Origin of the sequence: Streptomyces sp. ISL-96 (assembly GCF_018614035.1) — a bacterium.
GTDB lineage: Bacteria > Actinomycetota > Actinomycetes > Streptomycetales > Streptomycetaceae > Streptomyces.
The window spans coordinates 1-23,440 of the sequence record NZ_JAGGPA010000069.1; the positions used below are offsets into that span (position 1 = coordinate 1).

17 protein-coding genes, 1 tRNA gene and 1 riboswitch are annotated in these 23,440 nt (G+C 71.1%); of the genes, 9 read left to right on the forward strand and 9 right to left on the reverse strand.

Annotated elements, in window-relative coordinates; all coding sequences use genetic code 11:
- Nucleotides 1-326 precede the first annotated feature (326 nt).
- On the reverse strand, nucleotides 327-884 hold the full coding sequence (locus J7E96_RS32450) for a MarR family winged helix-turn-helix transcriptional regulator (protein ID WP_215136739.1): 558 nt from the start codon (nucleotides 882-884) through the stop codon (nucleotides 327-329).
- A gap of 137 nt (nucleotides 885-1,021) precedes the next feature.
- Here J7E96_RS32450 and J7E96_RS32455 point away from each other — a divergent pair, with 137 nt between their 5' ends.
- Nucleotides 1,022-2,305 (forward strand): MFS transporter, encoded by a 1,284-nt coding sequence (locus J7E96_RS32455; protein WP_215136770.1) that lies wholly within the window; start codon nucleotides 1,022-1,024, stop codon nucleotides 2,303-2,305.
- Between the two features lie 58 nt (nucleotides 2,306-2,363).
- Here J7E96_RS32455 and J7E96_RS32460 read toward each other — a convergent pair whose 3' ends face one another.
- A complete protein-coding gene (locus J7E96_RS32460) occupies nucleotides 2,364-4,049 on the reverse strand; it encodes an ATP-binding SpoIIE family protein phosphatase (protein ID WP_215136741.1) in 1,686 nt (561 codons plus the stop codon).
- A gap of 151 nt (nucleotides 4,050-4,200) precedes the next feature.
- Entirely contained in the window at nucleotides 4,201-5,541 is a 1,341-nt protein-coding gene (locus J7E96_RS32465; RefSeq protein WP_215136743.1) for an NAD(P)/FAD-dependent oxidoreductase, read from the reverse strand.
- A 331-nt stretch (nucleotides 5,542-5,872) separates the two neighbouring features.
- On the opposite strand from J7E96_RS32465, the gene J7E96_RS32470 reads away from it, so the two are divergent.
- Nucleotides 5,873-6,691, forward strand: coding sequence for a TetR/AcrR family transcriptional regulator (locus J7E96_RS32470; RefSeq protein WP_215136745.1), 819 nt, complete (start codon nucleotides 5,873-5,875; stop codon nucleotides 6,689-6,691).
- A 246-nt stretch (nucleotides 6,692-6,937) separates the two neighbouring features.
- Nucleotides 6,938-8,974 (forward strand): sigma-70 family RNA polymerase sigma factor, encoded by a 2,037-nt coding sequence (locus tag J7E96_RS32475; protein ID WP_215136748.1) that lies wholly within the window; start codon nucleotides 6,938-6,940, stop codon nucleotides 8,972-8,974.
- Nucleotides 8,975-9,001: 27 nt separating this feature from the next.
- Here the strand turns inward: J7E96_RS32475 and J7E96_RS32480 are convergent, their stop codons facing one another.
- On the reverse strand, nucleotides 9,002-11,167 hold the full coding sequence (locus J7E96_RS32480) for an asparagine synthase-related protein (RefSeq protein ID WP_215136750.1): 2,166 nt from the start codon (nucleotides 11,165-11,167) through the stop codon (nucleotides 9,002-9,004).
- Between the two features lie 602 nt (nucleotides 11,168-11,769).
- Here J7E96_RS32480 and J7E96_RS32485 point away from each other — a divergent pair.
- The 4 genes from J7E96_RS32485 to J7E96_RS32500 all read left to right on the forward strand — a co-directional run bounded on the left by J7E96_RS32485 (nucleotide 11,770) and on the right by J7E96_RS32500 (nucleotide 17,077).
- Nucleotides 11,770-13,212 carry an MFS transporter gene (locus J7E96_RS32485; RefSeq protein WP_215136752.1) on the forward strand — a complete coding sequence of 481 codons (1,443 nt, stop codon included), beginning with the start codon at nucleotides 11,770-11,772 and terminating at the stop codon, nucleotides 13,210-13,212.
- 155 nt (nucleotides 13,213-13,367) lie between these two features.
- Nucleotides 13,368-14,573: an L-2-hydroxyglutarate oxidase gene (lhgO, locus tag J7E96_RS32490; protein ID WP_215136754.1), complete on the forward strand. Its 1,206-nt coding sequence runs from the start codon at nucleotides 13,368-13,370 to the stop codon at nucleotides 14,571-14,573.
- Nucleotides 14,574-14,860: 287 nt separating this feature from the next.
- Nucleotides 14,861-15,622, forward strand: a complete 762-nt coding sequence (gene trmB, locus J7E96_RS32495; RefSeq protein WP_374196742.1) for a tRNA (guanosine(46)-N7)-methyltransferase TrmB — start codon at nucleotides 14,861-14,863, stop codon at nucleotides 15,620-15,622.
- 42 nt (nucleotides 15,623-15,664) lie between these two features.
- The gene (locus J7E96_RS32500) at nucleotides 15,665-17,077 is read left to right on the forward strand and encodes a PrsW family intramembrane metalloprotease (protein ID WP_215136756.1); all 1,413 of its coding nucleotides are present in this window, start codon (nucleotides 15,665-15,667) and stop codon (nucleotides 17,075-17,077) included.
- Between the two features lie 142 nt (nucleotides 17,078-17,219).
- Here the strand turns inward: J7E96_RS32500 and J7E96_RS32505 are convergent, their stop codons facing one another.
- The gene (locus J7E96_RS32505) at nucleotides 17,220-18,323 is read right to left on the reverse strand and encodes a M23 family metallopeptidase (RefSeq protein WP_215136758.1); all 1,104 of its coding nucleotides are present in this window, start codon (nucleotides 18,321-18,323) and stop codon (nucleotides 17,220-17,222) included.
- An 11-nt stretch (nucleotides 18,324-18,334) separates the two neighbouring features.
- Nucleotides 18,335-18,482, reverse strand: a riboswitch (cyclic di-AMP (ydaO/yuaA leader).
- Between the two features lie 258 nt (nucleotides 18,483-18,740).
- Here J7E96_RS32505 and J7E96_RS32510 point away from each other — a divergent pair.
- On the forward strand, nucleotides 18,741-19,742 hold the full coding sequence (locus tag J7E96_RS32510) for a DUF2332 domain-containing protein (protein ID WP_215136760.1): 1,002 nt from the start codon (nucleotides 18,741-18,743) through the stop codon (nucleotides 19,740-19,742).
- Here J7E96_RS32510 and J7E96_RS32515 read toward each other — a convergent pair.
- The 3 genes from J7E96_RS32515 to J7E96_RS32525 all read right to left on the reverse strand — a co-directional run bounded on the left by J7E96_RS32515 (nucleotide 19,675) and on the right by J7E96_RS32525 (nucleotide 21,510).
- Nucleotides 19,675-20,946, reverse strand: a complete 1,272-nt coding sequence (locus J7E96_RS32515; RefSeq protein WP_215136762.1) for a PP2C family protein-serine/threonine phosphatase — start codon at nucleotides 20,944-20,946, stop codon at nucleotides 19,675-19,677. The two genes, J7E96_RS32510 and J7E96_RS32515, sit on opposite strands and share 68 nt — an antisense overlap.
- 101 nt (nucleotides 20,947-21,047) lie before the next feature.
- Nucleotides 21,048-21,121, reverse strand: a tRNA-Met gene (locus J7E96_RS32520).
- Nucleotides 21,122-21,309: 188 nt separating this feature from the next.
- Nucleotides 21,310-21,510 carry a DUF5988 family protein gene (locus tag J7E96_RS32525; protein WP_215136764.1) on the reverse strand — a complete coding sequence of 67 codons (201 nt, stop codon included), beginning with the start codon at nucleotides 21,508-21,510 and terminating at the stop codon, nucleotides 21,310-21,312.
- A gap of 83 nt (nucleotides 21,511-21,593) precedes the next feature.
- Here J7E96_RS32525 and J7E96_RS32530 point away from each other — a divergent pair, with 83 nt between their 5' ends.
- On the forward strand, nucleotides 21,594-21,740 hold the full coding sequence (locus J7E96_RS32530) for a hypothetical protein (protein ID WP_215136766.1): 147 nt from the start codon (nucleotides 21,594-21,596) through the stop codon (nucleotides 21,738-21,740).
- A gap of 866 nt (nucleotides 21,741-22,606) precedes the next feature.
- Here J7E96_RS32530 and J7E96_RS32535 read toward each other — a convergent pair.
- Nucleotides 22,607-23,398: a hypothetical protein gene (locus J7E96_RS32535; RefSeq protein WP_215136768.1), complete on the reverse strand. Its 792-nt coding sequence runs from the start codon at nucleotides 23,396-23,398 to the stop codon at nucleotides 22,607-22,609.
- Between the last annotated feature and the right edge of the window lie 42 nt (nucleotides 23,399-23,440).

A 23,440-nucleotide genomic window follows, 5' to 3' on the forward strand; every position in this document is an offset into this window, starting at 1 on the left:
TTCGCGTTTCCCTTTCCGGCGGTTCCGACTCTATCAGATCCTTTCGGGCCTGACTCCCAGTCAGCGGGTTTGCCTTTCCGGCCGTTGGGCCGTTCTGGCATCCAGAACTCTAGCGGATTTCCCGGGCGGCTCATAATCGAGCCTCTCGAATAAATTCCGGCATACCGAAATTATCCCCGAGTGGGAGATCGTGCTGAGAGTTGGGTTTGCCGCGTTCGCGGCGAGTGGTTGTCGCAGAACCGTTCCGGCTCCGTGACAACTCGAAGAACCTTACGGATCGGAGGGGGCTGTGTCAAACCCCGGCCGATGGGCCGTCAGTACGGGCGTCAGTCCAGGTCCTTCAGGCGGCCGCCGGCGTCCGGCTGGGCGTCCTCGACCCTGCGCAGCAGGCGGATCAGCATCTCGCCGAGCGAACCGCGCTCGTCGGCGGTGAGGTCCTGGAGCAGGTCCTCCTCGAAGTTCGACGCCATGCGCATCGCTTCGAGCCACTTGGCGCGGCCCTCGTCCGTGAGCTCCACGATCACGCGCACCCGGTTGTTCTCATCGCGATCCCTGGTGACCAGGCCGTCCGCCGCCATCCGGTCGATGCGGTGGGTCATGGCGGCCGGAGTGAGGCCGAGGCGCTTCGCGAGCTCGCCGGGGCCCAGCCGGTAGGGGGCGCCGGAGACCACGAGGGTCTTGAGGACTTCCCACTCCGTGTTGCTGATGCCGAGTGCGGCGACCTGTCGGCCGTACGCCACGTTCATACGGCGGTTGAGGCGGCCCAGGGCCGAGACAACCTTCTCGACCTGCGGGTCCAGGTCGCCGTACTCGCGCTGATAGGCGGCGATCTGTTCGTCGAGGCTCGGCTCCTGGGGGCCGTGCGGCTCTGGGGTTTCAGGCATGCGGCGCAGTATGACACGGACTCGTTGGCGGTTAAGTCCTTCGACGTGTACTGTTCAATACCTAACTTTAGAGTTGAAGTCTTCGGACTTCAGGTCTTCTCCTTCGAAACCTTGAGCAGGTGAGTGTGACCAGGGCAATGGGCGCCGCGATGCGCCGGATCCAGATGGGGAACGCGCTGAGCGCGTTCGGTATCGGATTCACCGTTCCGTATCTGTATGTGTACGTCGCTCAGGTGCGGGACCTGGGCGCGAGTACAGCAGGTGTGGTGCTCGCCGTCTTTGCTGTGGCCGCACTCGTCGTCTTGCCGTTCACCGGGCGGATCATCGACCGGCGCGGGCCGCTGCCGGTGCTGGTCGGGGGTGCGGTCGCCGCCTCCGCCGGTGCCCTGTGCATGGGGCTCGCGAGCAGCGTGCCGACGGTCTTGCTGGCCGCCGCGCTGCTCGGCGCGGGTACGGCGGTCGTGCAGCCCGCGCTCGCCACGATGATCGTGTGGTGCTCCACGCCGACCACCCGTACGCGGGCCTTCGCCATGCAGTTCTTTCTCGCGAACCTCGGCCTCGGCATCGGTGGTCTGATCGGCGGCCAGCTCGTCGACGAGAGCCGGCCCGACAGCTTCCTGCTGCTCTTCAGCATTGAGGCCGTGATGTTCCTGGTCCTCGCCGGGATCGGTGCCAGTGTCCGGCTGCCGCGCGCGGCCGTCATCCCCGGCACGATGCCGCAGGACGACGCCGCTGCCAAGGGGGGCGGGCTGCGGGCGCTGCTGAAGCACCGGGCCATGGTGCAGTTGTGCGGGCTCGGGTTCGTGCTGTTCTTCGCGTGTTACGGGCAGTTCGAGTCGGGGCTCGCGGCTTACGGGACCGAGGCGGCGGGCATCGAGCCCTCGACGCTCGGGATCGCGCTCGCGGCCAACACCGCTGTCATCGTCATCGCGCAGTTCGTGGTGCTGCGGCTGGTCGAGCGGCGGCGGCGTTCGCGGGTCATCGCGCTGGTCGGGCTGATCTGGACCGTCGCGTGGGTCGTGGCGGGGTACGCGGGTCTCGGGCACGGCAGCCAGACGATGGCTACGGCCGCGTTCATCTCGACGTACGCGCTGTTCGGGCTCGGTGAGGCGATGCTGTCGCCGACCGTCGCGCCGCTGGTCGCCGATCTGGCGCCGGAGTCGATGATCGGTCAGTACAACTCCGCCTTCGCGCTGGTCAAGCAGCTTGCCCTGGCGGTCGGGCCGGCCGTGGGCGGACCGATGGGCGCGTCGCTGCACGCGCCGTACATCCTTACCTTCATCGTCTTCTCGCTGGGCATCAGCGTGCTGGCGTTGCGGCTCGGCAAGCAGCTGACTGCGGTGCAGGACCGGCCGGTGCCGGTGCGGTCGCGGGTCGTCGCTTCGGGCGTGCCGGTGAAGGATCTGGCGCCGGTGGAGTAGGGCGGGCGTCGGGTCCTGCGGAGGGGCATTCACCCGACCCGCCCCTCCGGCGTTTGTGTCAAGCCGTCGGGAGGGCGAATTCGCACCACACCGCTTTGCCGCCCCCGGGTGTGCGTCGGCTGCCCCACGACGAGGCGATCGTCGCGACGATCGAGATACCGCGGCCCGCCTCGTCCGCCGGTTCGGCGCGGCGGCGGCGCGGCAGGTGGTCGTCGCCGTCCGTCACCTCGATGATCAGGCGGCGGTCCGTGCGGCGAAGCCGCAGGCGCATGGGCGGGGTGCCGTGCTGGAGGGAGTTCGCGACGAGCTCGCTCGCCGCCAGTACGCCCAGGTCGCACAGCTCCACCGGGAAGCGCCAGGAGGCGAGAACCCCGGTGGCGAAGGCGCGGGCGCGGGGGGCCGCCTCGATGCCGCCGAGCAGATCCAGTGCCGCGTTGTGGAAGAGCTCCGCGTCCGGGCCGGTTCGCATGGGGTGCTGGAGGACCAGTACCGCCACGTCGTCGTCGTGGTCGGCCGTGACGCCCAGCGCGCGGATCAGCCGGTCGCAGACGACCTGGGGCGTGCCAGTGGCGCCGGACAGGGCGCGCTCCAGGGCGGCCACGCCCTCGTCGATGTCCTCACGACGGCGCTCGACGAGACCGTCCGTATAGAGGACAGCCGTGGAACCCGGCGGGAGGGCGATCGTGCCCGAGGTGTGCATCCAGCCGCCGGTGCCGAGCGGCGGGCCCGTGTGGTCCTCGGCGCGGCGGACCGTGCCGTCCTCGTCGCGCACGAGGATCGGGAGGTGGCCGGCCGACGCGTAGACGAGGCGGCCCTCGTTGGGGTCGTGCACGGCGTACGCGCAGGTGGCGATCTGGCTGGCGTCGATCTCGGCGGCGAGGCCGTCCAGGAGTTGCAGGACCTCGTGGGGCGGGAGGTCCAGGCGGGCGTACGCGCGGACCGCCGTGCGGAGCTGGCCCATGACGGCGGCGGCGCGCACCCCGCGACCCATGACGTCGCCGATGACCAGGGCCGTACGGCCCGCGCCGAGGGTGATGACGTCGTACCAGTCGCCGCCGACCGCCGCGTCCGTACCGCCCGGCTGGTACGTGGCGGCGATGCGCAGGTCGTCGGGTTGTTCCAGCTCCTGGGGGAGCAGGGAGCGTTGCAGGGTGACCGCCGTCTCGCGCTGGCGGCGCTCGCTGGCGCGCAGCCGCTCGGCGGCCTCCGCGTGGTCGGTGACGTCTGCGGCGAAGATGAGCACGCCACCGTCCCCGTCGGTGCCGGTCGCGGGCTCGATCGGCATGCAGGTGATGGTGTACGAGCCGCCCTTGGGCACCTTGCGGGACTTGACCGTACGGGGCGTACCGCTGCGCAGGACCTGGTCCAGGAGCGGGAGCAGACCGAGCTCGTCCAGTTCGGGGAGGGCGACGGCGGCGGGGGCGCCGGTCTCGCGGGGGCCAAAGGCGGCGGCGTAGGCGTCATTGACGTACGCGACGCGGTGCTCGGGGCCGTACACCAGGGCGACGAGGGCGGGGAGCCGGCCGAGGATCTCGCGGACGGAGAGGTTCGTCAGAGGGTTTTGGGGGTGCCGGGGGTGCAAGGGGTCGTCGCCGGGCGCGTCCTGGCCGTCGGGCGCGTCGGGCCCGTGCTCGGACTGCCGGCCGTACTCAACGCGGGCCGCCGGGACGGAGCCGCGGTCGGTCCGCGCTGCGGCGCGGCGCTGCGTTCCGGGTAGACGGGCGCTCCAGCGCGTGAAGTTCACTGACTTTCAAGCCTCATGGTGTCGCGTTGCGTTGTATTGCGTTGCTGACGCTGGGGTTGGTGGGGGGTGTGTCGCTACAGCGGGTCACTCCGTGCCGGTGTGAGCCAACCTATGGTCACACGCCCAGTGTGACCGACCGCACTGACAGTCGTCACTTGGTCTTGGGCGGCTCGCCGCCCGCGGCCAGTTCGAATTCGGCTCGCGGATGCTCCAGGGAGCCGAGCGAAACGATCTCGCGTTTGAAGAGTCCGGCGAGTGTCCATTCGGCGAGGACCCGGGCCTTGCGGTTGAAGGTCGGCACCCGGCTCAGGTGGTACGTGCGGTGCATGAACCAGGCCGGATAGCCCTTGAGTTTGCGGCCGTAGACGTGCGCGACGCCCTTGTGGAGACCGAGCGAGGCGACCGAACCGGCGTATTTGTGCTCGTAGTTCTTGAGTGGTTCGCCGCGCAGTGAGGCGAGGAGGTTCTCGGCGAGGACCTTGGCCTGGCGTACGGCGTGCTGGGCGTTGGGCGCGCACTCCTTGCCCTTTTCGTGCGCGGTGAGGTCGGGGACGGCTGCGGCGTCCCCGGCGGCCCAGGCGTGCTCGGTTCCTTCGATCGTGAGCCTTGCGGTGGCGGTGAGGCGGCCGCGTTCGTTCAGGGGAAGGTCGCTCGCCGCGAGGACGGGGTGCGGCTTGACTCCTGCCGTCCATACGACGGTGCGGGTGGGAAAGCGCGAGCCGTCGCTGAGGACGGCGACGCGGTCCGCGCAGGATTCGAGACGGGTCTCCAGGCGTACGTCGATGTTGCGGCCGCGCAGTTCACGGATCGCGTACTTGCCCATCTCCTCGCCGACCTCAGGGAGGATGCGGCCCGTTGCCTCGACGAGGATCCACTTCATGTCCTGCGGCTTGACGTTGTGGTAGTAGCGGGCGGCGTAGCGGGCCATGTCCTCGAGCTCGCCGAGCGCTTCGACGCCCGCGTACCCGCCGCCGACGAAGACGAAGGTGAGGGCGGCGTCGCGGATGGCCGGGTCACGGGTGGCGGACGCGATGTCCATCTGCTCGATGACGTGGTTGCGCAGGCCGATGGCCTCTTCGACGGTCTTGAAGCCGATGGCGTAGTCGGCGAGGCCGGGGATCGGGAGGGTGCGGGAGACGGAGCCCGGCGCCAGGACGAGTTCGTCGTACGTGATCTCGATGCCGCCGGTGCCCTCCTCCTCGGTGGCGAGGGTGGTGACGGTCGCGGTGCGCTTGGCGTGGTCGATCGACTTGGCCTCGCCGATGACGATCTTGCACTTGTCCAGGACGCGGCGGAGCGGGACCACGACGTGGCGCGGCGAGATGGAGCCGGCCGCCGCTTCGGGCAGGAACGGCTGGTACGTCATATAGGGATCAGGGGTCACCACGATGACCTCGGCCTCGCCACTTCTCAGCTTCCGCTGGAGGTGCAGCGCCGTGTACATCCCGACGTAGCCGCCGCCGACAACGAGAATGCGCGCAGGTTCTGTCACTGTCCCATGACGCAACGGCCGCACGACTTTGTCCACAGGCCCGGCAAATTGTGTGACCGGAGGGCACGCACGCGGTGAGGTGCGGGAATTCCGGCTCGATGGGGAAGGTTTGCAGGTCAGCGGGCGGGGAGGGGGTGCTGAGAGTGGCCGAATCAGGAAGGTTCCGGTCGATACTCCGATCGGGCGGGCGCTCCGTGCGGAACTACCCCCTTCTGTATCTACGCGCGCTCAACTATGTTCGTATCTCGTCGGGGCGGCCGGGTCTGCGGTCCCGGCCGACTATCAGGGCGGGGAGTCTCCGGGGGGAGACATCATTACCGGGGGAACGCTGATGCACATTCAGGACTCTCATTGGCAGACTGCCGTCGCATCCGACGGCAACGGGCGCGCGGGGACCGGAGGACCACGCTCCGCGCCGCTGCGTGTGGACGCACAGCGCAATCTTGAGCATGTACTGCGGGCCGCTCGCGAGGTATTCGGCGAGCTGGGCTACGGGGCGCCGATGGAGGACGTGGCGCGACGCGCCAGGGTCGGCGTGGGGACGGTGTACCGCCGCTTCCCGAGCAAGGACGTACTGGTGCGCCGAATAGCCGAGGAGGAGACCTCCCGGCTGACCGACCAGGCGCGTACGGCCCTGGGGCAGGAGGACGAGCCGTGGTCGGCGCTGTCCCGCTTCCTGCGTACTTCGGTGGCGTCCGGCGCGGGCCGGCTGCTGCCGCCGCAGGTGCTGCGGGTGGGCGTGGACGGCGGCGACGGTGGCGGTGGCGGCGACGAGTTGCCGCTGGTGGCGGGCGACGTGCGGGTGCCGCAGCAGCGGCAGGGCGTGGGTCCGGCGGCGGGTTCGGCAGCGGGTTCAGTGACGGCTTCGGCGGCGCCTGAGCTGCGGCTGGTCGAGCAGCGGCCCACGGGTGCCGGTCCCGAAGACCTGGGGAGTGACGACGCGGGTACCGCGGCGCTGCTCGAGGTCGTGGGGCGGCTGGTGGACCGTGCGCGGGCGGCGGGTGAGCTGCGTGGCGATGTGACGGTGGCCGATGTGCTGCTGGTGATAGCCACGGCGGCGCCTTCGCTGCCGGACGCGGCGCAGCAGGCGGCGGCTTCCGCTCGGCTGCTGGACATCCTGCTGGAGGGCTTGCGGTCCAGGCCGGTGTAGGCGCGTAGGTGCGTGTTCGGCCGTCGGTCCGCTTGTTACGCCACGTGGCGAACGGGCGGGCCGACGGTCGTTCCGGAGGCGTCTTTGAACCCGTCACCCTTCCCCGTTCGGGTGAAGGCTAGTGCCTGCATACGGGAAAGCTCCCCGGATGAGTGGTTGCCCGGCTGGAGCAAGGGGCCGTGATGCGCTCTGTGGGATTCTTGGCCGGTATTTCCGGGTCCGAGGGTGCTTACGGGGGCTTCCGCTATGGGTGTTGAGGAGCGGGACGAACCGCTCGACCGTGTCGGCATGGAGCCCGGTGGGCTGCCTTCGCGACAGGTGCCGAGCCAGGCGGGGCCCGGCCGGGCGGACAGCAACGGTGACAGCGGCAGCGGCGGTGAGCATGACGCTGACGGAGCGGGGTACGGAGCCGGCGGGACCGTCCTGCCTGGGCCGTGGCCGGCCGTGGACGGTGAAGACGCGAGTGTCCCCACGCAGCGCGAGGGCGGCAGCGCGCAGAATCCGACCTCCGACGCCGAGCTGATCCAGCGGATGCGCGGGGGCGACGACAGTGCGTACGAAGCGCTGTTCCGGCGGCACTCCGACGCCGTCCGCCGGTACGCCCGTACCTGCTGCCGGGATGCCCACACCGCCGACGACCTGACGGCCGAGGTCTTCGCGCGCACGTTGCAGGCGGTGCGCGGAGGCTCGGGGCCCAAGCACGCCGTACGGGCATATCTGCTGACGACGGTGCGGCGGGTGGCCGCGGCCTGGACGAAGACCGCCAAACGCGAGTACCTGGTCGAGGACTTCGCGCTCTTCGCGGCACAGTCCGACCGGTTGGCGGATGCCTCGGACGACGACACCCTGGACCTCGGGGCCGACGTACGGGCCATGCATGAGGCGGAGCAGACGCTGGCCATGCAGGCGTTTCGCAGCCTGCCCGAGCGCTGGCAGGCAGTGCTGTGGCACACCACGGTCGAGGAGGAGTCGCCGAGTGATGTGGCGCCGCTGTTCGGGCTGACCGCGAATGCCACGGCCGTGCTGGCGAGCCGGGCGCGGGAGGGGCTGAAGCAGGCGTATCTCCAGGCGCATGTGAGCACGGCGCTGACGGCGGGCGGCGACTGCGCGCGGTACGCCGACCGGCTGGGCGCGTATGCCAGGGGCGGGCTGCGGATGCGGGCCGAGCGGGGGCTGCGCAAGCACCTGGAGGAGTGCGCGAAGTGCCGGATGGCCGCGGGTGAGCTGAACGACGTCAACGCCGGGATTCCGGCGCTGCTCCCGATCGCGGTCATCGGGTGGTTCGCCGGTGGGTACGTGGTCAAGGCCGCCGGTCTGGTGGTGGGTGGAGCGGCGGGTGCGGCTGGTGCGGCCGGTGCGGGGGCTGCCGCCGCGGCGACCGGCGCGGGCGCGGGCGCGGGTTCGAGTTCGGCCGGGGGCGCGGCCGGTGCCGCCGGGGGTGAAGCCCTGGGTGCCCCCGCGAAGGTGGCCATCGGTGCGGCGGTGGCTGTGACGGTGGCCGCGGGGGCTGTGTTCGCGCTCGCAGGTGAGGACGCGAGGCCCAAGCCGAAGCCGGTGGCCAAGCCGCCGGTGTCGCGGCCCGTCGTACCGCAGCGGCCGAGTCCGGAGCCGCCGGTACGGTCTGCGCCGCCGGCGCCCAAGCCGCAGCCGGTGGCTCAACCGGGGCCGTCCGTTACGCCTACGCCTGCCCCTACGCCTGAGCCGACGAAGGCTGAGCCCGCGCCGACGCCGACGCCGACGCCGCCCGCGACCCCCCAGCCTCCTCCGCCACCGGCTCCGAAGCCCGCGCAGCCGCCTCCGGAGCCGACGCCTCCTCCTCCACCGCCACCACCGCCGCCGCCCTCGCCAGTCGTCTATCAGGTGCACCGACTGGATTACGGGACGTTCGGCGACCACACCGAGCCCGAGGTGCGGCTCGGCGAGAGCAGTTGGCTGTGGCAGCGCTACGGCATGTCGATCGGCGGGGTGCGGTACGGGAACGGGGTGACGGTGCACGCGCAGTCGTCCGTCACCATCGACCTCAACCGCGCGTGTACCACCTATGACGCGCTCGTCGGTATCGACGACATGACGATGGGCGTCGGGGCCGCGCGTTTCTCGCTGTACGGGGACGGTGCGCTGCTGTGGCAGTCGGGACTCGTTCGCGGTGGCGAGGCGGCTGTGCCGGTGCGGGCGGGCATCTCGGGGCGGGAGTCGATCCGGCTCGTCGTGGAGCCGGAGCATCCGCATGAGGCGATGGTGCTGGCGGACTGGGCTCAGTCGCGGATCAGCTGCGGGGGGTAGGGGAACAGCTCCCCGCAGGGGCGCCCGTCAGAGCGCTCGGCGTGGCGGGACTCCGCCTGCCACCGCGCGCTGGCGCGGGGCCGCCGTGCCCGTCCAGCAGGTTCCGCGGCGGGAGACCAGGCGGCGCAGCCACAGTTCCGTGGACACCAGGTCCGCCAGGCCGTCCAGGGGCACCGGCTCGCCGTCGGCCGCCGCGCGCAGGGCCTTGCGTACGACGCGGGCCTCGATCAGGCCCGCGTCGGCCAGCAGTGGCGCGTCGAAGAGGGCGATCAACTCGCTGACCGCGGCGCGCACTCCGGCCCGGGACGCCGCCGCCGATGAGGCGTGGGACGTGGCGCCCCAGCCGGGGGGCAGGTCCTTGATGCCCGCGCCCGACAGGACCGCGCGCAGGATCGCCGCCCGCGCGCCCGGCTGGACGCGCAAGGCTTCGGGGAGGGTGCGGGACGCCCGTACGACCTGGTTGTCGAGGAACGGGGCGTGCAGGCGCTGGCTGCGGACCTCCACGGCCTGCTCGAAGACCCGGTGGTCGGCCGCCGCCCGCGCCAGGGCGGCCCGCGCCCGGGCCTCACCGGGGCGCTGCACCGGCGACGGCCTGGTCGCCGACGCCTGGAGGCGAACCGATACTTCAGCCAGCGCCTCGCCCGTCAGCCAGCGCGCCGCAGGCCCCGGCCTGGTCCAGGCGAGCGCCGCGAGCGAGGCGTCCAGGGCGGTCGCCGGGCCGTTGCCCCTGCTCCGGGTGCCCGGTTCGTCGAAACGGCCGTCCATGAGGCGGGCGGCCGCCTCCTCGATGCCCGCGCGGTACGGCGTACGGGCGAGGCGGCGGGCGGCGCGGTAGACGGTCAGCGGGACGAAGAGCGAGTGGGCGGACGGCCCTTCGACTTTGGCGAGGGCGGCTACCGGGCGCAGCAGGTCGCGCCGTCTGCGGTCCATCAGGAGGTCGGCGAGGCGCGCCGGGTGGGCGTCCAGGACCTGGCGGGCGCCGTGCCCGGTGAAGTGGTCGGCGCTGCCCGCGGCCAGGCGGCGGCGGTGGCGTTCGGCGGTGACCAGGGACGGGCCCGGTTCGTCGGTGAGCGGGCCGCTGTTCAAGTCGGCGTACGGGAGGGCTTCGGCGCCCGCGGCTACCACGACGTGGTGCAGGCGGGGGTTGGCGGCGATGGCGCCGGCCCGCGCCAACTCGGCCTCGGCTCCGGGGCCTTCGGCGGTCAGGTCGTTGAAGGTGACCGCCAGCAGCCGCTCCCCCGCTCCCGTGCCGTGGCCCAGGACCGTGCCCGGCAGGCCCGGCAGGCCCGCGGCGAGGAGGGCGAGGGTGGCGGAGGCGCTGCCGCCCGAGAGGTCGGCGCCGATGCCGGGGACGGGCGCGCCGCGGGCGGCCCGGCGATCGGCGGGGCCCATGCCGGGGACGGGCCCCGGGTCGGGCGGCACGGTCTCGGGGGCGTGGCGCGGTGCGGTGAGTCTCGCCCGTACCGCTTCGACGAGGGCCTCCCGGACGCCGTCCACGGCTCGCTCCGGGTCGAGTTGGGCTGCGGCTACGGCGAGGGAGGCCACCGGCTCGTACCCGGTGATCTCGCGCGAACCCTCGCGCAGGACCAGCGCGTGCCCCGGCGGAATGCGCCGTACGCCGGCGTACGGGGTGCCGTCGCGCAACGCCTCGGGTACGTCGGGGCAGGCGAGCAGCGCCGCGAGATGGCCGATGTCGAGCTGTGCCTCGATGAGGTCGGCGAGTGGGAGCGCGGCGGTCGCGTACGCGGTGCCATTGGCCCAGGGCGTATAGAAAACGGGGCGCGCACCTGCGAGGTCGCCGACCACGGTGACGCGGCGGCCGACCTGGACGACGGCCGTGTAGCTGCCGGACCACGCGGTCAGGTGCCGCAGTGCGCCGCCGCGCGCCGCGAAGAGGCCGACGCGCAGTTGTTCGTCGGAGGCGCCGCAGCAGCCGAGGACGGCGATCCGGGTAAAGGTGTCGACGCTGAGGGTACGTACCTCGTCGGGGCGCCAGTCGCCGACGGCCCACAGCGGGTCGGGGTCGCCCCACAGCAGCTGGGAGCCGACGGGATGCACGGTGAGAGATTCGGAATGGTCAGAGGAAGCAGAAGAAGGGGTGGGAGGCGTGGAAGGGGTGGCGCCGGCCCGGCCGACCGCTCCGACCGTCCCGAAGCTCGCGGCGACACTGCTCCACCCCACCAACCACCGCATCGCCGCCTCCACAGGCTGTGGGCAACCAAAAGCACGTACCGAAGTAGCTTCGGGACCATGCTGCCACGACAACGGCACGCAGGAGGGCCTACGGAGGGCGTACGGGCAAGTCAATGCGCCCGCCGCGCGCGGGACTTCGGCCGGTTTGGGCGACAGACGCCATTCAGCCATTCTGCGAGCACGGCGGTACCACGGGGGACGGAGGGGGAACGCACAGTCCGGGAGGCACTGTTCGCCTCCCGGACCGGTCCGCCGCCCGCGGGGATGAAGGCGGCGGTGTCCCCCAGCCCACTGGATCCAGTGCAGCGGGCCGACCCACGCAAGCCCCATGGAAGCGGCTCCCGGCCCGGCCCCACGAGAGCGCAGGGCGGGCGCACGGCCACACACACGGAGCACGGGGCGGAGCACGGGCGTTCGTGTAACTACACGAATCTCGCCATACGGACCACCGCCCCTTAACGGTCGGGAGGCGGAGAACTACGCTGGGTTCAACTGATGTCCTGCGCGGTCCGCATATTCCGGCTGGGCTGGCCGCATGGTTGTGCGGGCGGTAAGGCTGGGAATGTCCCCGCCGGACGGCCGTCTGTGTCGAGGGGTGGCGCATGTCCAGGGAGCAACGCGGGCCGAACGAAAAGCTCGGCACGGTTCTCGCCCTCGCGGGAATCAGCAATGCCGGCCTGGCGAGGCGGGTCAATGATCTCGGGTCGCAGCGCGGCCTGACACTTCGTTACGACAAAACGTCGGTGGCCAGGTGGGTGTCGAAGGGCATGGTGCCGCAGGGCGCCGCGCCCCACCTGATCGCCGCCGCCATCGGCGCCAAGCTCGGCCGTCCCGTGCCCCTGCACGAGATCGGCCTGGCGGACGCCGACCCCGCGCCGGAGGTGGGCCTCGCCTTCCCGCGCGACGTATCGGCGGCGGTGCGGTCGGCGACCGAGCTGTACCGGCTGGATCTGGCGGGCCGACGGGCGGGCAGTGGCGGCATTTGGCAGTCCCTGGCCGGTTCGTTCGCGGTCAGCGCGTACGCCACGCCCGCGTCGCGGTGGCTGATAACGCCCGCTGATTCGTCGGTCGCGCGGGACTCCACGGCGACGGCGTCCTCCGACGAGTCGGCGTCGGACGCGACGCCGCTGCGGGTGGGGCACGCGGATGTGGCCAAGCTGCGGGAGGCGGCGGAGGACGCGCGGCGCTGGGACTCCAAGTACGGCGGCGGGGACTGGCGTTCGTCGATGGTGCCGGAGTGCTTACGGGTTGACGCGGCGCCGCTGCTGCTCGGCTCGTACAGCGACGACGTCGGCCGCTCGCTCTTCGGCGCCACGTCGGAACTGACGCGGCTGGCGGGGTGGATGGCCTTCGACACCGGGCAGCAGGAGGCCGCTCAGCGCTACTACATCCAGGCGCTGCGGCTGGCCCGTGCGGCGGCGGATGTGCCGCTGGGCGGGTACGTTCTGGCGTCGATGTCGCTCCAGGCGACCTACCGGGGCTTCGCCGACGAGGGGGTCGATCTCGCGCAGGCGGCTCTGGAGCGGAACAGGGGGCTCGCAACCGCCCGCACCATGAGTTTCTTCCGGCTGGTGGAGGCGCGGGCGCACGCGAAGGCGGGCGACGCGCAGGCGGCGGGGGGCGCGCTGAAGGCGGCGGAGGGGTGGCTGGAGCGGGCGCGGGAGGGCGATCCCGACCCGACCTGGCTGGGTTTCTACTCGTACGACCGGTTCGCGGCGGATGCGGCGGAGTGCTACCGCGATCTGAAGGCGCCACGTCAGGTGCGCCGCTTCACGGAGCAGGCGCTGTCGCGGCCGACGGAGGAGTTCGTACGCTCGCACGGGCTGCGGCTGGTGGTGTCGGCGGTCGCGGAGCTGGAGTCGGGGAATCTCGACGCGGCGTGCGCGGCGGGGACGCGGGCGGTGGAGGTCGCGGGGCGGATCTCGTCGGCGCGGACGACGGAGTACGTACGGGACCTGCTGCACCGGCTGGAGCCGTACGGCGACGAGCCGCGGGTCGCGGAGCTGCGGGAGCGGGCACGGCCGCTGCTGGTGGCGCCGGCGTGAGGCGCTTCGTGCGGTGCTTCGTGCGGCGCGCGGTGAGGGGCGTGGTGAGGGGCGTCGTCCCGCGGGTTTGAAGGCGTTGTCAGTGGGTCAGTGCATCATCGGGAGTCCGGGGCGCGCTCTCCCCGGACGAGACGGCCGCGGCGGGAGGTGAAGCGATGACGTACGACTGCGATGTGCTGGTGATCGGTGCGGGGATCGTCGGGCTCTCGGCGGCGTACGCCATCACGCGCGCCGCGCCCGGCACGCGCGTGACGGTGCTGGAGAAGGAGCGGGGCCCCGCGCTGCACCAGACCGGGCGCAACAGCGGCGTGATCCACAGCGGCATCTACTACCGGCCGGGCTCACTCAAGGCGCGGTACGCGGTGCGGGGCGCGGCCGAGATGATCAAGTTCTGTGCGGAGCACGGCATCGCGCACGAAGTCACCGGCAAGCTGATCGTCGCGACCGAGCGGGAGGAGCTGCCGCGGCTGCACGCGCTCGTGCAGCGCGGGCGGGAGAACGGCATTCCCGTGCGGGAGCTCGGCCCGGCTCAGATCGAGGAGTACGAGCCGAATGTGCGGGGGCTGGCCGCGATCCAGGTAGCGACGACCGGCGTGTGCGACTTCGGGGCGGTCGCCGGGCAGCTGGCGGAGAGCCTGGGCGCGTCGGGTGCGGAGATCCGGTACGGCGCGGAGGTGACCGCGGTGGACCGGCGGCCGTGGGGTGTGGCGGTGCGTACGGCGGACGGGTCGGTGGTGCGGGCGCGGGTGCTGGTGAACTGCGCCGGGCTGCACTGTGACCGGGTGGCGCGGCTGGCGGGCGACGACCCCGGGATGCGGATCGTCCCCTTCCGGGGGGAGTACTTCGAGCTCGCGCGGCCGGAGCTGGTGCGCGGGCTGGTCTATCCGGTGCCGGATCCGGCGTTCCCCTTCCTCGGGGTCCATCTGACCCGGGGGATCGACGGCGGCGTACACGTCGGGCCGAACGCGGTGCCGGCGCTCGCGCGGGAGGGATACGCGTGGTCGGCGATCCGGCCGCGCGAGCTGGCCGGGACGCTCGGCTGGCCGGGGTCCTGGCGGATAGCCCGCCGGCACTGGCGTTACGGGGCTGGCGAGCTGCACCGCTCGATGTCGAAGCGCGCGTTCACCGACGCCGTGCGGCGGCTGCTGCCGGACGTCACGGCGGCGGATCTGCGGCCGGCGCCGGCGGGGGTGCGGGCGCAGGCGGTGCTGCGGGACGGGACGCTGGTCGACGACTTCCTGATCCGCGAGACGCCGCGCATCATCCACGTCCTGAACGCCCCTTCCCCGGCCGCCACGGCGTCACTCCCGATCGGGAGACGGGTGGCCCGGCGGGCGCTGGAGGTTTTGGGGGCGGGGTAGGAGTGGGGTAGGGGCGGGTGGGGAGTGAGTGCGGTGCGGCCTCCGGGCGCGGTGCAGGGGTGCGGCCGTCCGGTGCGGGAGCCTGCGGCGCTTTCCCCTACCCGCCCCTTCCCGAACCAGGGCGCTGCCCCAGACCCCGCTCCTCAAACGCCGGAGGGGCTGGTAGTGCCGGGCGGGGCCCCGGGGGGCTGCCGCCGCCGCAGGCACCCCCCACCCCACCGCGCCGTAGAATCGGGAGCACTGTGTCTGAGTTCTCCAGCGTCCACCCCGACGCCGCCGCCCCCCACATCTCCCCCTTCCACCGAGCCAAGGGCGAGCCCCGCTTCCCCGGCGGCCCCGCGCCCGACCCCGCCGGGTCGCACCACGAGCGGCGGATCCGCAGCTTCCAGCCGCGGCGCAGCCGCGTGACCACGGGGCAGGCCGAGGCGCTGGAGCGGCTGTGGCCCCAGTGGGGTCTCGACATCGACGGCCGGAGCGTCCTCGACCTCGACGAGCTCTTCGGCGGCCGCAGCCTGCCGGTCGTCCTGGAGATCGGGTTCGGGATGGGCGAGGCCACCGCCCAGATGGCCGCCGAGGAGCCCACCACCGGCATCCTCGCCGTCGACGTACACACGCCCGGCCAGGGCAATCTCCTCGGTCTCGCCGACCGCGCCGGCCTCACCAACGTCCGGGTCGCGAACGGTGACGCGATCATCCTGCTGCGCGAGATGATCCCGCCCGCCTCTCTCGCCGGCCTGCGCGTCTACTTCCCCGACCCGTGGCCGAAGAAGCGCCACCACAAGCGGCGCCTGATCCAGCCCGAGTTCCTCGACCTCGTCGCGCCCCGCCTCGCACCTGGCGCGATCGTGCACTGTGCGACCGACTGGGAGCCGTACGCCGAGCAGATGCTGGAAGTGCTCACCGCGCACCCCGACTTCGAGAACACCGTGCCGGACGGCGGCTACGCGCCGAGGCCCGCCTTCCGGCCACTCACCCGCTTCGAGGGACAGGGCCTCGACAAGGGCCATGTCGTGCACGACCTTCTCTTCCGCCGCCGCCAGAGCCTGTAGGCGCCATCGCCAGTTGTCAGTGCCCCTCGTTAGGGTCGACGGGTGTACGAGTCGCCTCCGCACCCCCGGCAGCACCCGGCGGTCCCGGACTGTGAGCAGCAGCCGCAGTTCGCCGCCGTACCACCGCCTGCGCGCTGGCGCTACAAGCCGCGCCGCACCTGGTGGCGCATCAGGGCGGTGCGCGCGGGCTCGGTGATCACGGTGCTCGCACTCTGCGCCCTGGTGATCCTGGCGATCGTCCGCGACCAGACCGGCACCCATGGCTTCCTGGTCGGGCTGGGCCTCGCGGTCCTGCCGGTGCCGCTGCTGCTCGCGGCGTTCCGCTGGCTGGACCGGGTGGAGCCCGAGCCCTGGCGGAACCTCGTCTTCGCCTTCGCCTGGGGCGCGTTCGCGGCCGCCCTCGTCGCGATCATCGCGAACAGTTTCGCGACCCGCTGGATAGCCACGGCCACCGCCGACCCGGCGGGGGCCGAATCCCTCGGCGCGACGGTGATAGCCCCGGTCGTCGAGGAGAGCGCGAAAGCGGCGGCCGTGCTGCTGATCTTCCTCTTCCGCAGACGGGACTTCACGGGGATCGTGGACGGAGTGGTCGTCGCCGGGTTCACGGCGACCGGCTTCGCCTTCACCGAGAACATCCTCTATCTCGGCAACGCCTTCGGCGAGGACCAGGAAGCAGGCGCCTCCGGCCTCGCGTCGGTGACCGCGGCGACCTTCTTCGTACGCGTGGTGATGTCGCCGTTCGCGCACCCGCTGTTCACGGTGCTGACGGGCATCGGCTTCGGCCTCGCCGCGCTCGCGCCGCCGCGCCGCCGGGGGCGGTGGCGGCGTATCGCGCTGCCGCTGCTCGGCCTGGTGTTCGCGATGGGCATGCACGCCCTGTGGAACGGCTCCGCGGTCTTCGGGCAGTACGGCTTCTACGCGGTGTACGCCGGCTTCATGGTCCCCGCCTTCGCCCTGCTGACCTGGCTGGTGGTCTGGACGCGCCAGCGCGAGCTGAGCACCATAGCCGCCGAGCTGCCCGCCTATGCCGCCGCCGGCTGGCTGCTGCCCGCCGAGCCGCTCGCGCTCTCCTCCATGCGGGCCCGCTCGCTGGCGCGGGACGCGGCGGCCCGTACGCACGGAGCACGTACGCACGGAGGCCGCGTAGGCGCCCGCGCCGCCGCCCGTGCCGTCGCCGAGTACGAGGCCTTCGCCACGTCCCTCGCCTTCCTGCGCCACCGGGCGCACCGCGGCGCGGTGGGCCCCGACTTCACGGCACGCGAACAGGAGCTGCTGCACCACCTGTGGCAGCGCAGGGAGGTGGCGGGGCCGGCCCTGGAGTACGCGGCGCGGGCGACGGGGCGGTGGCGGACACCACCGCCGTGGCAGCAGCCGTACGGGTACGGACCGCCGCACTCCCAGCACCCCGCCCCGCACCGGGACTACGCCGCGTACAACCCGTACCGGCAGCAGTAGGCAGCGATGGCGCGGACCTTGCCGAGGCGGCGCAGTACACACAGACCGGCAGCCCTGGCTCGGGGGGCGGGCGCCAGGACTGCCGGGGACTGTGGAGGCTGCTGTCGGACGGAGTGGTCGGACGGAGGGTCGGACGGAAAGGTCAGACGGAAAGGCCCTTGCCGCGCAGCCACGCCGCCGGGTCGACGCCGGCCCCGCCGGGCGTGTGCACCTCGAGGTGCAGGTGCGGCCCCGTCACATTGCCGGTGGCGCCCACGCGGCCGATGACCTCGCCCGTACCGACATCGCCGGACGTGACGGTCATCGAGGAGAGGTGGCAGTACCAGACCTCCGTACCGTCCGGGAGCTCCAGGACGATGCGGTAGCCGTACGAGCCCGACCAGCCCGCGGACTTGATCGTGCCGCCGTGCACGGCCTTGACCGGCGTGCCCGTCGGGGCGGCGAAGTCGAGGCCGGTGTGCTGGCCTGAGGACCACATCGAGCCGGACTGGCCGTAGGTGGAGGTGAGCGTGTACGACGAGGTGGGCAGCGAGTAGCTGGCGGCCAGCTTGGCGAGCCGCTCCTCCTCCGCCTTGCGCGCGGCCTCTTCCTCCGCCTGCCGCTTCTTCTCCTCGGCCTCGCGCTTCTCCTCGGCCGCCTCGGCCTCCGCCGCGGTCTGCTGCTGCTTCGCCTCGGCAGCGGCCTTCTCGGCGGCCTCCTTCTCGGCGGCCAGCTTCACCCCGGCGTCGGCGGCGGCCTGCTGCTGCTCGGCCTGCTGGAGGATGCGGGCGCGCAGGGCCTCGCCCGCGTCGGTGGTGCCCTGCTGCGCGTCGACGGTGGTGACGCCCGCGGTGGTGAGGGGGGCGGCGGCCAGGACCGCTTCGCCCGAGGTGCCCGCCCGCGAACCGGATCCGGAGTCGTCGGACATGAAAGGCCCGACGCCGGGAAGGGATTTGGCGTCGGGCAGCGAGTCCGTAAACGAGTCGGGAAGGTCGGGGAGGGAGATCGAGATGGCCGGCTTGTCCTGCGCGGTGGCGATGCCGCCAGCGCCGACCGCGGCTATGACGCCGACGCCGAGAACCGTGGAGCTGCGACCGAGTCCGCCGCGCTGCTTGGCGACGCGGTGGCGGCCGCGTACGGGCCGGACGGATTCCTCGGTGGGATTCCACTCTTCCCAGGTTTCTTCCCCATCGACGTGATTCTCGGTGTGATGGGGTACCCCGTAAGAGGGCAGGGTCGCTTGGGGGGCGGGCCTGTTGGACGCCACGGAGGCGTGCTCCTTTCCTTCCTTCTCGCCTACCGGGTTAGCTGACGGGTTCGGAGCAGGAAGGTCTCCTACGGGCCGCTTCGTTGGTACGAAATGGCCCGATTCACCCCAAGGAACGTGGTTCCCCGGTTCCCTTGCGGAATTCGGCGCGTGCGCACGGTGTCGTCTCTTGCGACGACTGGGACGACCGCGCTGCGTTATCGAACGTTAATAGACACCGGGCATGCTTTCCAAGCTGATCCTGTTGATCGTTAAGGGCGTTGGCCTGAACCAATCAGGACACAAACGCCCACAGCCGGACGAGTTGACCACCCCTCAGGAAACATCTTCACCATGATGGTTCGTCAATTGTTATGCGGAGGGGCATATCGCGATTACGCACGGTCGCGGCGTCGGATGTGACGCTAGCTTCGGCACATGGTTGTCAACAGCACGCAGTCGGTCGCCGATCGCTACCGCGAGTTCTCCGAGCAGCAGGCGCGCGGCGTTTCTCCCGTTTACGCCGAACTCACCGCCCGCATCAGCGAGGACCAGGACCTCTGCGCCCTCATCGCCGCCCTGCCGCCCGGCAACAAGCAGCAGCCCAATCTCCTCCTCGCCGCCGTCCGTTTCCTCGGCGGCCCGTACGACCGGTGGGCGCCCTTCCGCGCCTGGACCCTGGCCCACTGGGACGACGTACGCGAAGTCATGCTGGCCCGCTTCACCCAGACCAACGAGCCCGCCCGCTGCGCCACCCTGCTGCCCCTCCTGGCCGGGCTCCCCCAGCCGCTCGCCCTGATCGAGGTCGGCGCCTCCGCCGGTCTGTGCCTCCACCCCGACCGCTACGCCTACCGCTACAACGGCGGCCTCACCCTGGGCGGCGCCTCCCCCGTCACCTTCGACTGCCGTACAGAGGGCCCCGCGCCCCTGCCCACCGCGCTGCCCGACATCGCGTGGCGCGCGGGCATCGACCTCAATCCCCTCAACATCACTGACCCCACCGACGAGGACGACGTCCGCTGGCTCCAGTCACTGATCTGGCCGGGCCGGGCGGAGCGCCCGCGTCAGCAGCTCGCCGCCATCGAGGCCGTACGTACAGCACCCCACCCGCGCATCGTCTGCGGCGACCTCGTCGACGAACTCCCGGCGCTGGCCGCCGAGGCCCCGACGGACGCGACCCTGGTCGTCTTCCACACCGCCGTACTGATGTACCTGCCACTCGCCCGCCGCGAGGAGTTCGCCGCGCTCGTGCGCGCGCTGCCGGGCCACTGGATCTCCAACGAGCACCACACCGTGCTGCCCTGGCTCGACGCGCCCGCCCCCGACGACGAGCACCTGCTCACCCTCGCCATCGACGAACGCGCGGTCGCCTTCACGGCCCCGCACGGCCAGAGCCTGCACTGGTTCGGCCGTCCGGCAGATGGGCGTGGACCCGCCTGACCAGGCTCACGGTCCTGCGGCGGTCCTGCTGCCCCTCGGCGGGCCGCCCGACCGCCAGCAGGGCCATGTCGTCCGTGGCGGCTCCGGCCGTATGCAGCCGTACGTCGTCGGTGAGCGCGTCCAGCAGCTCCTCCGGCCCGGAGAAGATCCGCCCGCGCAGCCGCGCGGCGGGATCGTAGAAGACACCGGTGGCATTACGCGCCTCGGACAGTCCGTCGGTGTAGAGCAGCAGCGTGGCGCCCGGCGGGAACGCGTACTCCTGCGCCCGGTCCGGCCAGGCGCCCAGCTCGCCCATCCCCAGCGGCAGCGCGGCCTCGCCCGGCATGAGCTCCGCGACCTCCCCGTCGGCGTACAGCAGCAGCGGCTCGGGGTGCCCGCGATTGACCAGCCGCACCGACCCCTGCCCACGCGGGATCTCGGCGAGTACGGCGGTCGTGAACCCCTCGAAGGCGTCGAGCCCGTCCCGCCGCGCGCCCTCCCTCGTGAGCGCCCGCTCCAGCCGCTGCGCGACGCCTTCGAGCGATCTCTCCTGCTCGGCGGCCTCCCGGAACGCCCCGATGACGACCGCCACCGCCTCCACCGCGTCGAGCCCCTTGCCGCGTACGTCGCCGACCACCAGCCGTACCCCGCACGGCGTGTCCTGTACGGCGAAGAGGTCTCCGCCGATGAAGGCGTCCGCCTGTGCGGCCTCGTACCGCGCGGCGACGTGCATCCCCGCGATCCGCTCGGCGGGTACGGGGAGCACGGCGCGCTGGGCCGCCTCGGCGATGGTGCGGGCGGAGGCGAGCTGCCGGCCGCTGCGGCGTACGACGCGGTTGATGACGATCGCGAGGACGGCGACGGTGATCATGGTGATCAGCTCGGTCACGGACTCGACGTGCGTCGAGGTGCCGTTGTAGAGGTGCAGCGCGACGACGGCGGCAGTCGCGACGCCGCCGGTCACCAGGGTGTTGAGGAGCGAGAAGAGCGGGGCGGCGATCAGCGGGGCGGCGGCGAAGAGCGGCGACGCGGTGAAGTTCGGCGGCGTGGTGGCGTCGAAGACGCATCCGCCGGCGATCAGCAGCGCCGGCAGCGCCCGGACGAACCGCGAAGCCTTGCCCGCTCCGCCTTGCTTCCCCACCTGTGGTCTCCTGCTCGCCGCGCACCCGGCTGCGGACGGTACCGCGCCCAACCCAGGCTGGCCGTAGCCGCGCCGCACAGCCATCGGAGCTCGGCCACCCGGGTGACGACGGCCTCACGCCCGCCCGGACATACGACGAAGGCCCGGATCTCTTCCGAGATCCGGGCCTTCGTTTTCTTCTTCAGTAGCGGGGACAGGATTTGAACCTGCGACCTCTGGGTTATGAGCCCAGCGAGCTACCGAGCTGCTCCACCCCGCGTCGTTAAACCCAACTGTACGCCATCAGGGGACACCCCCCGACCACTCCCACCACGCCCACCCCTCACACCTGCGCGGCGATCACACGTGCGCACTCCGGGGCGTCGGTCCGCGTGGTGTCCGTCACCTGGACTGTCACGCTGCCACTGCAGGACGCCGGCCGCCCAAGCCCCCTCCCCCCAAGGGACGTTACTCAGCGACCTCCGTACGCTCCCACCACTCGTAGACAGTCAGGCGGCCCTGGTCGCTCTCCTGATGCCTCGACGTGACCTTGAAGTGTTCGTACCCGCCGCGGTGCGGAATCTTCAGCTCTTTTCCGGGAGGCGTGATCGGAACGATCCGCTCCCGCAGATCATCCGGCCCGCCTTCGAGGAGCGCCTTTTCAGTCATGCCCCCAGTCTTGCCACCCGACGGCTCGCCCCGCACCCCGGCACACTCACCCAGGTGAATCTGCCGCTCTCTCGCGGGTGGCGATGCTTCCGCAGGTTCAGGTGGCAAAACTGGTCGTACAGGCCGTCGTCCCGCAGGCGCCGAAGGTGCAGCATCGGCGACTCGTGCTGTCTCGCACCACGGCGGACGAGATCGTGCTCCAGGAGGAAGAGGTGACGGCGGCGTCCTGACAGTTCGCCGACATGCTCGTCTCTGAGCCCCTGCGCAGCCAGCCCCAGATCAGAGGGTCTCTGACCTGGGGCTGGGTTGGTAGGCCGTGTGGGACTCGAACCCACAACCAACGGATTAAAAGTCCCGGCAGGGTCCTGCCGGGACTTCTCGGCCGGTTCTCCGTCATCCGATTTTGCCTGTTCAGAAGCTTAGGCCGTGCTGCGTAGTCCCGTTCACAACGGACTGTGCCGCACCGTCCGCTCACGCATCGCTCACGCACTCCGGCGCGCTGACCACCGGGTTCAATGCAGCAGATGGATGCTCGACTGTTCCCCGTATGCGGCTCGATGGTCGGCCCGTGCCCCCGTTCCAAGCGACCGTCTGGGGTTCGAGGCGCTATGGGACAGGTACGGGTCACCCTGGTCCGTCCACAGGGGCACGGTCAGACTGGTCTGAGAGACCTGGACCGCATGGAGCAGAGAAATACAAGCATCCGCCTCCCGCGATCTTATTCACCGCATTGCATGAGACGCCTGAGAAGAATCCCAGCATGCCCAGCCGCACTGGCAGGAGTCCCGAACAGCGGAGACTACGACGCCTGGCACTCGGTCTCCGCAGGCCCACAGACTTTGGCCGCATTGCGACGACTCACGAGACCGTCCGCTGGCCCTTCGACGCGATGGCCGGGCTGCTGCGGACACGGCCGAGGCTGCGGTCGCGGTCATGCGCCGCTGGGAGGGTGACAAGGATCAGCACGACCTAGAGGCGCAGACGTCCTAGCCCACCTGCGCAGGCAATCCGGTCCTGGATACGGCGGCACCTAGGGCTATTGATGCACGGCTCAAGCAAGAAGGGCAGCCAGTACGCGCCGCAAGAGCTTGCCATCTCAGAGATACGCGAGGCCGCCGCCCTGATTCAAGAGTCTGATTATGCGTTCCGATCCCGCATCTCCATGCAACAAATCGAAGTGGGTTGCCAACTTACCTGTTATGTCGTCATAGCAGTCTTGGGCACAGAAGAGGACCATGCCAGCGTCAGGATGCCTATCGAGGGGGATTACGGGCAGCATTCCCATTTCGACAGCGAGTCGCAAGTAAACTCCCACCAGGCGTCTCCGACCCCTCTCGAGCAGGGGGCTATTTTCGAAGTCAAACGCAAGCGCGAAATGGCTTTCCAGAGGCTGCACGGCGCCCATCCACGCTTCATCCGAAAAGCCCTCCTCGCCAAGCGCGAAAGCGAATCCAGAGGTTCGATGAAGTAGTGGCTTTACGAACTCAGGGATGCACCCATCGGAACTGTCGAACGCCCGGTACTCGGATTCGCGGAACGAAAGCATGGCGAACTTCTTCAGGCTAACTCGGTCGCCCGTTCGGTGCGCAATGAGGGTACTTTCCCTCGCTGGCTCTGCGTCCTCCATGCCTCCCGAGACCTTTGCCATCCAGGCATAGAACCGTTGCGCCTTGAAGCATCCAAGAAGTGAACTCCAGGCTGCCTCTTCGCGAGCGGGATCGCATGGAATCCAGACAGACGAGACTCCGGCAAGCTCTCCGGACTCCAGGGAAGATACCAGGTCGCTTATATCTCCTTCTTTCCAATTACGCTGCCCAACTGCCGTGAACCTCGCGCTTGGTGACGACCCACCTGTTCCCTCCATCCTACTTCCTTCCTTGCTTTCCATACTGAGAGTCCATGTCACCATAATAGTAACTGTTCAGGGGTT

What these genes read in the sequence shown, in the direction of transcription:
- J7E96_RS32530 (WP_215136766.1), top strand. Translation starts at nt 21,594, where the DNA reads ATGCTTCCGCAGGTTCAGGTGGCAAAACTGGTCGTACAGGCCGTCGTC.
- J7E96_RS32510 (WP_215136760.1), top strand. Translation starts at nt 18,741, where the DNA reads ATGGTTGTCAACAGCACGCAGTCGGTCGCCGATCGCTACCGCGAGTTC.
- J7E96_RS32450 (WP_215136739.1), bottom strand. Translation starts at nt 884, where the DNA reads ATGCCTGAAACCCCAGAGCCGCACGGCCCCCAGGAGCCGAGCCTCGAC.
- J7E96_RS32535 (WP_215136768.1), bottom strand. Translation starts at nt 23,398, where the DNA reads ATGGAAAGCAAGGAAGGAAGTAGGATGGAGGGAACAGGTGGGTCGTCA.
- J7E96_RS32480 (WP_215136750.1), bottom strand. Translation starts at nt 11,167, where the DNA reads ATGCGGTGGTTGGTGGGGTGGAGCAGTGTCGCCGCGAGCTTCGGGACG.
- J7E96_RS32475 (WP_215136748.1), top strand. Translation starts at nt 6,938, where the DNA reads ATGGGTGTTGAGGAGCGGGACGAACCGCTCGACCGTGTCGGCATGGAG.
- J7E96_RS32485 (WP_215136752.1), top strand. Translation starts at nt 11,770, where the DNA reads ATGTCCAGGGAGCAACGCGGGCCGAACGAAAAGCTCGGCACGGTTCTC.
- J7E96_RS32515 (WP_215136762.1), bottom strand. Translation starts at nt 20,946, where the DNA reads ATGGCTGTGCGGCGCGGCTACGGCCAGCCTGGGTTGGGCGCGGTACCG.
- J7E96_RS32470 (WP_215136745.1), top strand. Translation starts at nt 5,873, where the DNA reads ATGCACATTCAGGACTCTCATTGGCAGACTGCCGTCGCATCCGACGGC.
- J7E96_RS32525 (WP_215136764.1), bottom strand. Translation starts at nt 21,510, where the DNA reads ATGACTGAAAAGGCGCTCCTCGAAGGCGGGCCGGATGATCTGCGGGAG.
- J7E96_RS32455 (WP_215136770.1), top strand. Translation starts at nt 1,022, where the DNA reads ATGGGCGCCGCGATGCGCCGGATCCAGATGGGGAACGCGCTGAGCGCG.
- lhgO (WP_215136754.1), top strand. Translation starts at nt 13,368, where the DNA reads ATGACGTACGACTGCGATGTGCTGGTGATCGGTGCGGGGATCGTCGGG.